The organism is Chitinophaga sp. 180180018-3 (assembly GCF_037893185.1).
In the GTDB taxonomy this organism is placed as follows: Bacteria; Bacteroidota; Bacteroidia; order Chitinophagales; family Chitinophagaceae; genus Chitinophaga.
In genome coordinates, this window is the sequence record NZ_CP140772.1 from 3,822,314 (window position 1) to 3,835,520 (window position 13,207).

Consider the following 13,207-nt stretch of genomic DNA (forward strand, 5'->3'; position numbering starts at 1 on the left):
CGGCCAGCAACCTCCACCGTCTATTGAAGGCAAATTCTGTGTCGTATGTTTTATTGAGGTTCATGTTACAGTATGGGCAAAGCAATTCCAGATAAGGACTAACCTTATTGTCTATACGCTTCCATCTTTTGTTGGTAATTAAATGTTCCTCTGCAATTGTCTTAAAGCTGCTGGCTACAGGATTACTATTTTCTCCGTTGATTCTATACTAAAGTTAGTAACCTGTTTATTTGCTAACAATACGCTACAGTTGAAATTTCCTTTTTGATGCAAAAAATTTCCTTTTTGACATACCAGAAACTCAGAGCATTTCACTTAACAATAATTCGATCAGGAGTTGAAAAGCCATTCCTAAATTCTTATCACGCCATAATGATAGCTTGGTTTTATCCGATGAATAAAAAGCCCGGCGTAGATTATTATACGTACCAAATCCGCATCGCCGCGCCACTTCACTGAGCGGCAATTGCGGGTCTGCAAGCATTATCTCTTTTGCTGCGTTGATCCTTTGGAACGTGAGGTATTTATAAGCAGGTAAGCCGAACACCTGACGGAATTTGTATTTAAAATCCGTAGTGTTCATCCTTGATTCCTTAGCCCATTGCTGCAAGGTCATTGCTTCAGGGAATCTACGCTGGATCATTTCTCTTATAAGAAAAATATTTTCTACCTGCTCATAGGTAATCTTCTTATCATGCCCTTTATTTTTGATGAGCGTGGTGACTACCTGCTGCACAATCTCTACCGCAATTTTATCTTGTGTTGGATCTTGCAATAGAATTTCCATATTATCCAATACAGTATAACTGCTCCATGCTGGCTTATCAGAAATCCAAGCAGGCTTATCTGATCCTATCATAGCGGCAAAGGCTTCAAATGTACGTCCACGTTGTTTTAGCTGATAAAATAAGGATGGCGATACCTGCATATCCACTACTTCATATATTTCATTTCCTTTCAGCATCAGCTCTGCATCTGTAAGTGGAGAATATGCGAAGTGCATCTGGCCCTGCATAATGGCGATAGGTCGGCCCAGGAACAGATGTGATATGTGTTTCTTTAGCATCATTCTGAACCCTAGCCATTTTACATCTCTTTTTACCCGCAGTGAAACATCCTCATACGGTCGGTACGTACTTCTCCATATTGTAAAATTTTCCTGCTGAACTTCCTGATAATAAAAATCGCCAAAATTGTTGGTGGACTGATAAGCGAGGCTTCCGGGAATGTAGGACTGTGGCAGTTCTTTGGGATCATTTGGAACAAAGCTAACTATCCCCTTGTGCCTTTCGGATAAGGTAAACATATAGGGTGGGTTTAAATGTGATTAATGGGTTTGCTGCTTATAGCATTGCTGGCATTTTTTCCGTGTTTTAAATGGTTACTGAATAACAGGGAATTGTCCGGTCATTTTGTCCCTATATAAATTTACTAAACTCCACCGATTATTGGTTACACAACTTTGCTGGCATCATTTACATATTTATCTAGTGAGGTATTGAATCCTAATTATTTCGACGAAATCGGGGTAAACATTTATGTTGACACGAGGCTACCGTCTATAGTTAGGGTATTTGGGTAGTCGGCGTAGGAACATCAATAAGACTGCCGTTGCGTCGCACTCTTGTACGCATATATCGCTATTCTCCACCACTATCTGCACAGTATATGATGTAAGGTTTCCTTTCCACTTCACAATAACGTCCACGTACACACGATAACCACTCCATTCCTTCAATATTCAATAAGGCTGTATTGTTTTTCTACGAGCATACGAACAGCCCTGGAAAAAATTTTCACCTCGCCATTTCAGGTAAAATTTTTTTCTGGCGGGCAGTTCTCCTGCCTCCGAAAAACAATGAACAGCGTTGCTGGCGAAAAAGAAGAAAGCGGCACACAGATAAGCCGCAGTTATAAACTCAAAACTTTTCGTTATGCAAACAATTCCTAACAACTTATCAGAGATCGCAAAGATCATCCGCGCAGACTGGCAGAAAGTACACTACACCGCCGCCCCTTATTTATCTGCAATGGAAACATTAGACAGCATCAACGATTCTTTCTATGAAGACAGCGCACGCAGTATCGTTGTTTACTTCCTCAGCAATGCGCACTCATGGCATGGTGATACAGCAAAAGCAGTCAAGCAGAAATTAAATGAACTGCTGAAAGAACCCAAACAATAAGCCTACCGCCGGGGGCTTTGTCCCCGGCCTTTTTTCTCACTAATAAACTTTATCAAAATGAATAATCAAACACTTTCCCGCCTGATGCGCATGTCATGGCAAATACAGCGCCGCCGTCATACAACAAGATCAAACGCCCTGTTTTCCGCGTGGGTGATCCTGAAAAATGATGATATAACGGTGAACTACTTACGTGCGAAACATAGCACCCGCACAAGCAAACCCGTAACGTCTACCAACTTTTCCCTCTTTCACTTCTAAAAATTACGGTCATGAAATATTTCAATAATTGCAAAAATGTAGAAGAAGTAAAAACACTTTACCGCGAACTGGCAAAAATACATCACCCCGACAAAGGCGGCGACACTGCCACAATGCAGGAGATCAACGGTGAATATGCCTTCGCCCTCGCCTTCATCGGTAAAGCCTCCGGCATGACGGATGAACAGATAGACTATGAAATTAAACTATCCGAAGAATACACGGCAGTCATTGAAAAAATACAGCACTTACCCGGTATCAACATTGAAGTAGTACGCAATTGGATTTGGGTAACTGGCAACACTAAGCCGGTAAAAGAAATCCTTAAAGCTGCCGGGTTCTTTTTCGCCTCCAAAAAGGTTGCATGGTACTACCGGAATGAAGCCTTTAAAGTTCGTGGCAACGGCGCACCGCTGGAAAAAATACGCGCCAAATACGGCTCTCAAACCGTAGCGGGAAAATACAAAAAAGAATTGCAGGATTAATAACAACTAACGGGGCGGAATATACGCCGCTCCGCTTATCCCCTCATTTATTCACCTCAAATTTTACAGTCATGAAAAAGATTAATCAACAGGCAACGCAAATTTTTAGTCAGATCATTGATAAAATGGGCAACCGTTCCCATATGAAGTTGGAATCTTCCGGTTATATGCCCCTTACGGTGGAATTATTAAGCCAATTCATTACAACAGCAGCAGGACAAGGCAGGCTGTATAGCCTGTGTCATTACTATAAGCTAAACGGGGATTTAATGCGAGATCCTGAAATGTGCTTTTTAGTGGTGGACAACAGAACAGAACCTAACGACTTTAAGCAACTGCATATATGCCCGCAAATGTATCAGGACGATAATTTCGGCAAGTACGAAGAAAGCATCGAACTAGAGAATAACGCTGTAATGGTTTTTTGGCCCGCCATTCAACATAAGCACTGCGTTTTTGCAAACTACTGGTTAAATAATCTCCAAAAACAAGGTTTTATCAGCTAACAAAAATAGCGCGGAGCAATCCGCGCTCCTTCTCTCACTATAAAATTTACATCATATGTCAGCACTTCATGAAATGAACAACGTTCAAAAGGCAAAATTAATCTGTCAACTCTTACCGGCAGATATTCCCGGCTTCCTCGACTTCGCAAAGGCTCTTTCAAATTCTATAACTGCCGATCCTGATGGCTTGCGTAAGCAATGGAAAGATAACCCAATCATCGGGCCGCAGCATTGGATTGCTTACGCTGCTGAAACTATCCGCGTTATTGATGAATGCGGCAACAAGTTAGCCAGGTCACCGAAAATATTTTCAGATCAACTTTTCGATGGCATGTTAGCATTGTACACTGTTCACTGCCTACAACAATACGCCAAACAAGAAACAACAAGCGCCAATTTCAAACTCGCCTGCGACCTCATTTTTTAATCACACAGCTAAATACAACACAAATGAAACCGACAATTTTTGTAGGGCCTGATATGGCCTTGCCAGATAATGACCAATGGCAAAACCGATTCAACATTAAGAGCGAAAGCTCTAACCGCTTATATGTAATCTCCCAAAACAAGAAGGGCCGACACTGGGGCTGTTCCTGCCCAGGTTGGAGAGTTCACCGCACCTGCAAACATCTTTCCGCCCTCGGACTGCCCGGCAACTGCACACCGCATGAAGTAAACCTAATAAATGAGTAAAAAATGGCTAAAAAGAGTTTCCTCGATGGTTACAAAACCTACGATACAACCAGCGGTTACGGCAATGCTGAAAACTGGCGGGATGACTTTAAACAACGCATGAGTAATGAAGATGCAACCCGGATTATCACCGATGCGGTACGAACACCGCATGAGGTACTAGCATTAAAACCGGGAGCATCGGCTACCGAAATTAAAACCGCATTCCGCAACCTTATTCGCCAGTGGCATCCAGACGTAAACCAGCATAGGCTTGCAGAGGCCGAGGCCATGAGCAAGAAGATTATTGCAGCATACACACTTCTTTCCTAAAAAATATTTTTTAACCGGCTTGCCTTCCGTCAATATGGAAGGCAGGCCACAAATTCAGTAGTATGAAACACAATTATGAAGAACGCAAACAAAATCGCATCGATCATGCTAACGACCAGGTAGCTAAACTGCAAAAGGAATCTGATCGCCTGCATAATCAAGCAAAAAAAATGGCCTCCGTTATTCCTATGGGCCAGCCAATACTTGTAGGGCATCACTCCGAAAAAAAAGATCGCAACTACAGGGAGAAAATACATGATACTTACGGTAAAGCATTCGCCGCAAGTAATAAGGCAGAATATTATGAGAACAAGGCTGCCACGATAGAGGCCAACGATGCCATATCCTCTGATGATCCGCAAGCACTCCCCAAACTAAAGGACAAAATTGCATCATTGGAGAGTGCGCATGCCTTCATGAAAGCCGCTAACAAATAATACGTCAAATCCGGTAATAAAGAGGCATTTATGGAACTCCCACATGCTACTGAAAGAATCTGGCAGGAGATCACAACGCCTGATTATTTAAGACGTACTGGCTTTGCGGACTACACACTAAAGAACAATAACGCCAATATCCGCAGGGTAAAACAACGTATTGCCCAACTGGAGAAGCTAGAGAAGCTCAAAACATTTGAAAAAACGATCAACAACGTGCGCGTGGTAGTAAATGCGGAGGCAAACCGGGTACAGTTATTCTTTCCCAAAAAACCCGGCGAGGATATTATCGAACGTTTGCGTAGCAGGGGGTTTCGATTCTCCCGGTCAGAAGGAAATGCCTGGCACAATTTATCAGTAACAGCGCGGTCAGCTATGCTTACATGGTAGCTAGTCTTTACCAACCTGACAAAAGCGCAGAATAAGAACTACACAGCGGTGCCCCTACTGGCGCCGCCATTTCTTCACCTTCCCAAAATCCCATATGCCCATAGAAAAAAAGTAAAGCCTATGATTTTTTCTGCCTGAATGCCTTCAAAGCATGAATCCGATGAACTTGCAGTGTTTTAGGGTTTCTCAGTTTTCCCACGTATTAGCCAATGCACCACAACCATCCACATCCACAGCATCCAAGCACCTATTTAGTGCTAAACTCTCTGTCTTTTTTCGACAACAATTTGCCAAGAAGGAACTCGCATAATCATGTGTACTTGTTTCTCGATAATGATAAAACTGGTGACAAATTCACCAAGCAGGCGCTAGCCACTGACTGCGAAAAATTCAGTGATTAGCGCAAGCTATATACCCCATACAATGACGGCAATGAATGGGTGCTGAACATTCCCATGCTGCATTTCCCAGAGAGTTTAAAGACCTTTGATATAATAAAGTTAACCAATTTATTTTGCTGAACCAGTCTACACCAGTGTAATTAAGGACAATGGTACTATTTCAGAAATACGTCGAAAACCCAAACTGAAAACCCACTAGCTTAGAGGGTGGATTTCCCAAAATATCCCGTTGCCAGTTATGCCGGTAATTAAAACGGATAACTGTTTGAGCAGTAGGTCGCCAACTGATAGCAGGAACAATGGAGAATACATCATCTGCAATATTTCCGCCTGTTGATTTGAAGGTACCTTTATTCCAATCCACATATTCTAACCTTACAGCCGCGTTTAATACAGCACTTTCAAAACCGAACATTGGCTTTCTTAAAACCGGTTGCACAAAATCTATAAAGCCACCTTGTTGTCTGCGGCCAAACTGTTCAGTATAGCTATCTGGCACATCAACATTCACCCAGGTCCATTCACCATTGATATAGGTATTGGTTTTTGAAATGGTAGTATTAAAATCTATTGCATATACATTTACACCTCTTTTCTTATCCAGTATTAAACCATCTTCTTTATATTTATTGTAAACACCCACCATATAGGATAAACCCAACTCGCCGATTTTCCTGTTGCGTACCGCAACCTTTCCAGTAAATAAAGGACTGCCATTAAAACTTTCTTCAAAACGATTAGGGTTTTCTTTGCTGGCGGGCAAAAAGGTCTTATTCTCTGAATTAGCGATGATTTTATCATCAAAGCCATTGGTTAAATAGGCTTCATAAGCATATACCCAGTTATCAGTATATTTTTTGCCGTATAATCCAAAGCCCACATTGCTCCAGGTGGCGGGTAACATCTGTGTTGCTGAAATGGGCCTGTCCACAAACTCCCATTTAGGGCCATCATGATTTTGATTGAATGCGCCTATTGGGTTCATTACTACACCACCCCGTACATTTAACAGCGGTGCTAGTTCAATATCAACGGAAGCAAATTCAATATTGATCTCCTTAGTGCCATCCTCAAATTCTATTTCAGATAAAAATTTTATCCGTTTATTAATGGTGGATGCCACAAATAGTGTTAACCGCCTCATCTGGAACTGATGGCCTTCGCTATCACCATCTTCGCTCAAATACTGATAATTGGCTTCTACATAGCCACCCAATGCTACCGGTAGTTTGCCTATCTGCAAAAAAGGACGGTTGTACACTGCATCCATATTCATTTGCGGTTTGACAGTATCTTTAGGTGCGCGCCGTAATAAAGATGGATCAACCTGCGCTGTGATGCCAGTTGTAAGTATAAGCGGCAGTATTAAAATGAGTATAAGTTTTTTCATTTTGCTTTCAGGTCAATAAAAAGTTGATTTTTGTCAATTGTTACAGGAAAAGTACGTAGGTCTTTATCGGCGGGGCCATTTGTAACCCGGCCATGATTATTAAACTCGCTGCCATGAGCAGGGCATTGCAAGTAGTTGCCGGCTGCCTGTAACTCTGTTCCCTGGTGGGTGCAGCGCATCCATAAAGCGGTATAATTGTCTTCTCCAAAGCGGTATACGCAAATGGGATATTGCAAGGCTTCGTTACGGACAATAATAAATGAATGATAGGCCGCTTTGTTTTTTGTCCTGAACGCCTCTTTATCTATAGTTATACCATCCTTTCCTAATGTGCCTGTTAAATAATGTGTAGCATTGCAGGATGAAAATGCGGCTGAAAGGCCGGTTATAGCAAGGCAAGTACCACAAGTATCTGCAAGAAATTTCCTCCGGTTCATTGGTAAAGTATAAACATTTTAATTATTTACAATGATTCAAGAAAGCTGATCAGCGTATTCTTTTCATCGGCTGTTAATTGCTGAAAGTTGTTTTTGCTTTGCTGGCCTTCACCACCATGTAGCAAAACAGCTTCCTCAATACTTTTGGCTCTGCCATCATGCAATAAAAAATACTGTCCTCCCTGTGATCTTTTTGAAAGCCCCAACCCCCAAAGTGCCGGTGTTCGCCACTCTGGCGTTGTTGCAGAACCTTCCGTATAACCATCATCCAGACCGCGACCCATATCATGCAGCAACAGATCTGTATAGGGGTGAAATGTTTTGTTGGCTAATGCTACAATAGAAGATGGCCCAGTTGTAAGCGTTGGCGTATGGCATTTGCCACAGCCCATTTTAATAAAAAGCTGTTTGCCATTATTTACTTTTATATCACTCTGACTACGCTGAACAGGCGCTTTGAGCGTTCTTAAATAAAATACCACATTCAGCACTGTTTGATTGGAGATTTCCGGGTCAATTGCTTCACCGGAATAAGTATCATAGGGTTCATACGTTGAAGTGATCCCTATATCCTGGTTGTAGGCCGTTGCCGTTTGTTGCATCAGGTCATAGGCTGCTGCTTTTTTCCCAAACCTGCCTATGTATTTGCCGTTTCGTTCTAAAGTGCCGGGCCTGAGTGTGATATAAGCTGGGTGCGATATCCAGTTGGGATGGCCTGAAATGCCATCGCCGTTAGCATCGTTTTCATCTGCTAATGCAAGTAATGTTGTATCGGGTACCGCATCCAAGAAGCCAAGCCCGGTATTGGCAGGCGGTGTAAAATTGGAAAACGTGGCCCCTGCAGGGATTTGTTCAGGCCGGAAGCCTGGTATTGCCCGTTGTTGTAATTGCGGCCCACCCAGGTGGAGGAAATGGTTGCCGGCACTGTCTGTCTGTCCAAATCTTGTTAATGTAGTAAAGGGATGGCCTTTCCCATCGCCGGCGTGGCAGGTACCGCAGGAAGTAGCGACAAATAAAGGCCCCAATCCTGTTTTTGTTGTAAATATATCAGAATTAAAAGCGACATCTCCCCTCAGGAATAGTTGATGTTGTTCGGGCGTTAAGCCCTCTACAGGGCCATCGAGTATTTCATCATCGGCAGGAGCTTTGGGAAAGACTTTCTCACAGGCAATGCCCCCGGCTATAAAAAGGAGAACACCTCCTAAAACTAATATTTTTGTTCGCATAAAAGTATAAGTAGATAAGCAAAATTATATAATTAAACATACAAAACAAATATATTTAGGCTCATCTAAATAAAAAATTATGCCTTTTCCCTTATATTGCGCTAAAATCACTAACTACTGTGCAGTCATTTACAGAAGAAAATTATCTGAAGGCGATCTATAAGTTGCAGGAAGCAAATGGCGAAATGGTTGCCACTTCGGAAGTGGCAAGGGCATTAGCCATTAACGCCGCCTCTGTTACGGATATGGTGAAGAAGATGGCTAAAAAGAAACTCATCCTTTACCAGAAAATGAAAGGGGTTAAACTTTCTGAAAAAGGGAAGCAGATAGCTGTGGGTATTATCCGTAACCACCGGATCTGGGAGGTTTTCCTGGTTGATAAATTAGGCTTCCGGTGGGATGAGGTACACGAGCTGGCGGAACAGTTGGAACATATTCAAAGCGAAGCACTGATCAATAAATTAGATGCTTACCTGGGCAATCCGAAAGCAGACCCACATGGTGATCCCATACCGGATACCAATGGGGTATTTGCAAAATCAAAATCTGTTTTGCTGACTACTATAAATGCCGGGAAGCATGGCAAATTCACCGGCGTTACTGATCATTCCCCTGCCTTTTTAAAACATCTTGATAAAATTGGTGTTTCTTTAGGCGATACCATTAAATTAATACAGGTAGAGGAATTTGATAAAAGTTATACCCTGCAATTGAAAACAAAGAAGGAAATAACCGTCAGCTTTAAGGTGGCGAATAGTCTGCTTGTTACCACGTAGCTGTTGTTCAGCTCAAATATATGAGCAAATAAACCGGGCAACCTTACCTTGCCCGGTTTATTATAAAAATGAATTTTTTTTTTACTCCTACTGTATGAAATCCTTTTTTGTCATCTTTCTTTTTCTGTTCTACCAGTTTCATTCCGCATTTTGGGTATTTACCAGGCTTATCACTTCCGCATGTGACGGGCAGGTATATATTTTAGTGACTTCTCTTTTCATCTGCTACTTTTTTGAAAGCGTTAAATCCATATTGCATTTTGGGCATTTTCCCGGCTTATCGCTCATTACATGCGGGTGCATAGGACAGGTGTATAATTCTACATGCTTAGTCGTGTCCTTTCTCCCGGCTTTTTCCTGGGCAAATGTTTCAAAGGAAGTAGTTACGGCGATCAGTAGGGTGATTAATTTTTCCTTTGTGCTTTGTTTTATGTCATTTGAAAACTGGTTGTCGGATTATATGGATTAATTATGGGCAACTGTAGCAACAGTGGCTTCCAGCAGCCGGTTTACTTTGAATTTCCTTGCAAAGCCATCATATAACGATAGCTCGGCATCGCTCCTGAACAGTGCATCCAGAAAATTCTGGAATAAATACTTATCAGGAAACGAATGTTTTAGGTTGTTGATGGTTAATGGAATGATTTCGCTATTGCCGAACATCGAATAGAAATATTTCCTTTGCCTTTGTATGCCTTTCCCCTGTGAAACATTCACATCCCAGTAGTAAATCCAGTTATTACCCTGTTCACTAAAGGTGTACGGTATCCTATTCCAGGTACGGATGACCTGGCCGTTGTTCCTCTGGTAAGCATAGATTTCATCTTTAAACAGCTTTTTCTTTTCGCCATTGTGATTTACTGTAATGAAATCCTTTCTTAAAAACTCATGAAGCCTGATCTTTGTTTTTCTCAGATGCAGTATTGCCGGCATAAGAAAGTTTGTTATTATTAAAATCGGTATAGTTCAGATAAATACCGCTTTGATTGCGTTGCGCATCAGCATACATGCCAAAATAAGCCTGTCAATGACAATGACATGAATATCTTTTCATACACTAAATTTTTAACTGTTTTCTCTTGAAAATGAGAAGTTCCAAAGCGTTAATCCAATAAGGCAGCTTAAATGTCTATAACCCGCTCATGGAATTAAGTTCGAGTAGGTTGTTGAGTAGGAAATCAAATGCGGAAAACACAATTACAAACAAACAGGGCAACTTTTCTTGTAGACGGGGGCGCCTGTGTTGTTGGATAAGCTAGTTTAAACAAAAGAGGCAACGAAGCTAAAAGGTAAATAAGTGGCTACTGCTAAAGCTGATTTTACCAGCTTAAAACTTTAATCTACCGCCTTCTGATCTTTATCAATTTCAATATGCTGAAGCTCATCATGGTAGCAACCCCTTACCCAGCTATTACAATGCCCGGCGTTATCGGTTTGGGCCAATGCGGGAACAAGGGCAGGCATCCTGTCCATCCCTCTTTCGCCTAACTCCCAAGGCTATGAGCCTGTCAATGCAGTAATGGCGATAAATAGTAGCGCCTACCGACGAGGAAAGATAAATTAAGGCCAATATGGTAACCAGCTCCCTTTTCATTACCTGTTTAAAAACTGTACCGTAAAATTACTACAATAAAAGCCAGGAATTGTTATACAATTCCTGGCGGGATCTATAAAATTTTGTCGCGGTAAAAGATTGATTATTGGAAAAATTAAAATTTCATCCTTTGTATCCTTACGGCATTCAGAATTGCCAGCAGCGCCACACCCACATCCGCAATTACCGCCTCCCATAACGTCGCAACTCCACCAGCACCTAAAATCAGTACAAATACCTTAACTGTCATTGCCAAAATAATGTTCTGCCAAACGATACTCCGGGTGATCTTACCTATCCTGATTGCTGAGACTATTTTATGTGGCTGGTCGTTTTGAATTACGACGTCTGCTGTTTCAATCGTGGCATCGCTCCCTAACCCGCCCATAGCAATTCCGGCATCTGCTAGAGCAACAACAGGAGCGTCATTAACTCCATCCCCAACAAAAGCAATGTGTCGCCCTGCGTCTTTCAGTTTTTGCACTTTTTCAACTTTGCCTTCCGGCAACAAATCACCGTAAGCTTCATCTATACCAATTTTCTTTGCTACTTCGTCAACAACAGACTGCTTATCACCAGAGAGCATCACTGTTTTTATATTAAGATCATGCATATCTTTAACGGCCTGCACAGCATCTTCTTTTATTTCATCAGCAATAGTTATATATCCTGCATACTGATTGTTTATTGCTACAACTACAATTGTGTCAACAATGTTTACTATTTCGCGGGGGTAGGATACATTGTATTTCTTCAAGAGTTTTACATTACCTGCAAGCAAGTCCTTTCCATCCACTTTTCCTAATAGTCCATAGCCGCCAATTTCTTCTACGGCATCTGCTTTGATTCCATTTACCCCTTCACCGGCATATTCTGCTATAGCTTTGGCTATTGGATGAGTAGAGTTTTTCTCCAACGCAGCTGTAAGCCTTATTAGTTCCTTTTCATCCATGTTGGCCGGAACGACTTGTTGCACTCTAAATACCCCCTTTGTCAGCGTTCCGGTTTTATCCATTACTACTGCATTAACCTTTGTCATTACATCGAGAAAATTCCCTCCCTTAAATAAAATGCCATTGCGGGAGGCAAGACCTATACCACCAAAATATCCCAATGGGATTGATACCACTAATGCGCAGGGACAACTGATCACCAGGAAAACCAGTGCTCTGTAAAACCAGGTTTGAAAATTATAATCCTCCACAAAAGAGTATGGAACAACACATACAGCAACAGCAAGAAAAAAAACGATTGGTGTGTAGATTTTAGCAAATCTGGAAATGAATAGTTGCGTTTGTGATTTTCTTGCAGTTGCATCCTGTACCATTTCTAGGATCTTGCTCAATTTGCTATCCTTGAACAAAGCCTTCACTCTAATTTCAGCAACGGTATTCAGATTAATCATGCCTGCTAATATCGTTTCACCTTTATATTTTGTATCTGGTTTACTTTCTCCGGTTAAAGCTGCGGTATTGAATGACGCATTCTCTGAAATCAATTCGCCGTCCAATGCCACTTTTTCACCCGGTTTCACCTGAATGGTTTCGTCTAATTCAATGACCGAAGGGTCAGCAACAAGTGGCGAACCGTTTCTTATTACAGTTACTTCGTCGGGTCTCACATCGAGCAAGGCTTTGATGCTTCTCTTTGCATTATTGACAGCTACATCCTGGAACCATTCACCAATCTGGTAAAAAACCATGACAGCCACACCTTCTTCATATTCTCCAATAACGAAAGCCCCGATTGTTGCGACGCTCATCAAAACAAATTCATTGAAAACGTCGCCCCGCTTTGACTTTCTGAATGCGAGGTCTAACACTTTGCGCCCCGCCAATAAATAAGCAACCAGATTGATTATCAAAGAAGGGATTTTGGGCAGCTCAATTTTGAATCCATATTCTAAAACAAGTAGTACAATTAATATGAACAGTGCTAACAATAAATCCCAATGCGTTTTCCATCCTGCTTCATCTTTATCCTCTCTTCCGTGGTCATGCCCATCACTCCCTGAATGCTGCGTAGCGCCTTTGGTATCATTCAACTTTTCATCGAGATTGCAACAGGTATCCCGTTCTATAATTTTTGTTTCATCATGTTTATGTGCCATAAG

The 13,207-nt window shown here is 41.7% G+C and carries 15 protein-coding genes; 9 read left to right on the forward strand and 6 right to left on the reverse strand.

Going from position 1 to position 13,207, the window contains the following annotated elements:
- Nucleotides 1–301: 301 nt before the first annotated feature.
- Nucleotides 302–1,306: an AraC family transcriptional regulator gene (locus UNH61_RS15095; RefSeq protein ID WP_326992785.1), complete on the reverse strand. Its 1,005-nt coding sequence runs from the start codon at nucleotides 1,304–1,306 to the stop codon at nucleotides 302–304.
- Nucleotides 1,307–1,934: 628 nt separating this feature from the next.
- Here UNH61_RS15095 and UNH61_RS15100 point away from each other — a divergent pair.
- The 8 genes from UNH61_RS15100 (at nucleotide 1,935) to UNH61_RS15135 (ending at nucleotide 5,270) form a co-directional block, all read left to right on the forward strand.
- Nucleotides 1,935–2,186, forward strand: a complete 252-nt coding sequence (locus UNH61_RS15100) for a hypothetical protein (protein WP_326992786.1) — start codon at nucleotides 1,935–1,937, stop codon at nucleotides 2,184–2,186.
- 57 nt (nucleotides 2,187–2,243) lie between these two features.
- On the forward strand, nucleotides 2,244–2,447 hold the full coding sequence (locus UNH61_RS15105) for a hypothetical protein (protein WP_326992787.1): 204 nt from the start codon (nucleotides 2,244–2,246) through the stop codon (nucleotides 2,445–2,447).
- An 11-nt stretch (nucleotides 2,448–2,458) separates the two neighbouring features.
- A complete protein-coding gene (locus UNH61_RS15110) occupies nucleotides 2,459–2,932 on the forward strand; it encodes a hypothetical protein (protein WP_326992788.1) in 474 nt (157 codons plus the stop codon).
- A 71-nt stretch (nucleotides 2,933–3,003) separates the two neighbouring features.
- Nucleotides 3,004–3,438 (forward strand): hypothetical protein, encoded by a 435-nt coding sequence (locus UNH61_RS15115; RefSeq protein ID WP_326992789.1) that lies wholly within the window; start codon nucleotides 3,004–3,006, stop codon nucleotides 3,436–3,438.
- Nucleotides 3,439–3,493: 55 nt separating this feature from the next.
- Nucleotides 3,494–3,865, forward strand: coding sequence for a hypothetical protein (locus UNH61_RS15120; protein WP_326992790.1), 372 nt, complete (start codon nucleotides 3,494–3,496; stop codon nucleotides 3,863–3,865).
- Between the two features lie 269 nt (nucleotides 3,866–4,134).
- Nucleotides 4,135–4,443 carry a J domain-containing protein gene (locus tag UNH61_RS15125; protein WP_326992791.1) on the forward strand — a complete coding sequence of 103 codons (309 nt, stop codon included), beginning with the start codon at nucleotides 4,135–4,137 and terminating at the stop codon, nucleotides 4,441–4,443.
- A 62-nt stretch (nucleotides 4,444–4,505) separates the two neighbouring features.
- Nucleotides 4,506–4,880, forward strand: coding sequence for a DUF3560 domain-containing protein (locus UNH61_RS15130; RefSeq protein ID WP_326992792.1), 375 nt, complete (start codon nucleotides 4,506–4,508; stop codon nucleotides 4,878–4,880).
- Between the two features lie 30 nt (nucleotides 4,881–4,910).
- On the forward strand, nucleotides 4,911–5,270 hold the full coding sequence (locus UNH61_RS15135; RefSeq protein ID WP_326992793.1) for a hypothetical protein: 360 nt from the start codon (nucleotides 4,911–4,913) through the stop codon (nucleotides 5,268–5,270).
- Nucleotides 5,271–5,831: 561 nt separating this feature from the next.
- Here the strand turns inward: UNH61_RS15135 and UNH61_RS15140 are convergent.
- From UNH61_RS15140 to UNH61_RS15150, 3 genes are read right to left on the reverse strand one after another with little or no spacing between them, the layout of a single operon-like run.
- On the reverse strand, nucleotides 5,832–7,061 hold the full coding sequence (locus UNH61_RS15140; RefSeq protein ID WP_326992794.1) for a hypothetical protein: 1,230 nt from the start codon (nucleotides 7,059–7,061) through the stop codon (nucleotides 5,832–5,834).
- Nucleotides 7,058–7,498, reverse strand: a complete 441-nt coding sequence (locus UNH61_RS15145) for a Rieske (2Fe-2S) protein (RefSeq protein WP_326992795.1) — start codon at nucleotides 7,496–7,498, stop codon at nucleotides 7,058–7,060. Before UNH61_RS15145 ends, UNH61_RS15140 begins: the two co-directional genes overlap by 4 nt.
- 26 nt (nucleotides 7,499–7,524) lie before the next feature.
- Entirely contained in the window at nucleotides 7,525–8,724 is a 1,200-nt protein-coding gene (locus UNH61_RS15150; RefSeq protein ID WP_326992796.1) for a di-heme oxidoredictase family protein, read from the reverse strand.
- Nucleotides 8,725–8,843: 119 nt separating this feature from the next.
- On the opposite strand from UNH61_RS15150, the gene UNH61_RS15155 reads away from it, so the two are divergent.
- Nucleotides 8,844–9,500, forward strand: coding sequence for a metal-dependent transcriptional regulator (locus UNH61_RS15155; protein WP_326992797.1), 657 nt, complete (start codon nucleotides 8,844–8,846; stop codon nucleotides 9,498–9,500).
- Nucleotides 9,501–9,965: 465 nt separating this feature from the next.
- Here UNH61_RS15155 and UNH61_RS15160 read toward each other — a convergent pair whose 3' ends face one another.
- A complete protein-coding gene (locus UNH61_RS15160; protein ID WP_326992798.1) occupies nucleotides 9,966–10,433 on the reverse strand; it encodes a hypothetical protein in 468 nt (155 codons plus the stop codon).
- A gap of 776 nt (nucleotides 10,434–11,209) precedes the next feature.
- Nucleotides 11,210–13,204 carry a heavy metal translocating P-type ATPase gene (locus tag UNH61_RS15165; protein ID WP_326992799.1) on the reverse strand — a complete coding sequence of 665 codons (1,995 nt, stop codon included), beginning with the start codon at nucleotides 13,202–13,204 and terminating at the stop codon, nucleotides 11,210–11,212.
- Nucleotides 13,205–13,207: the final 3 nt, after the last annotated feature.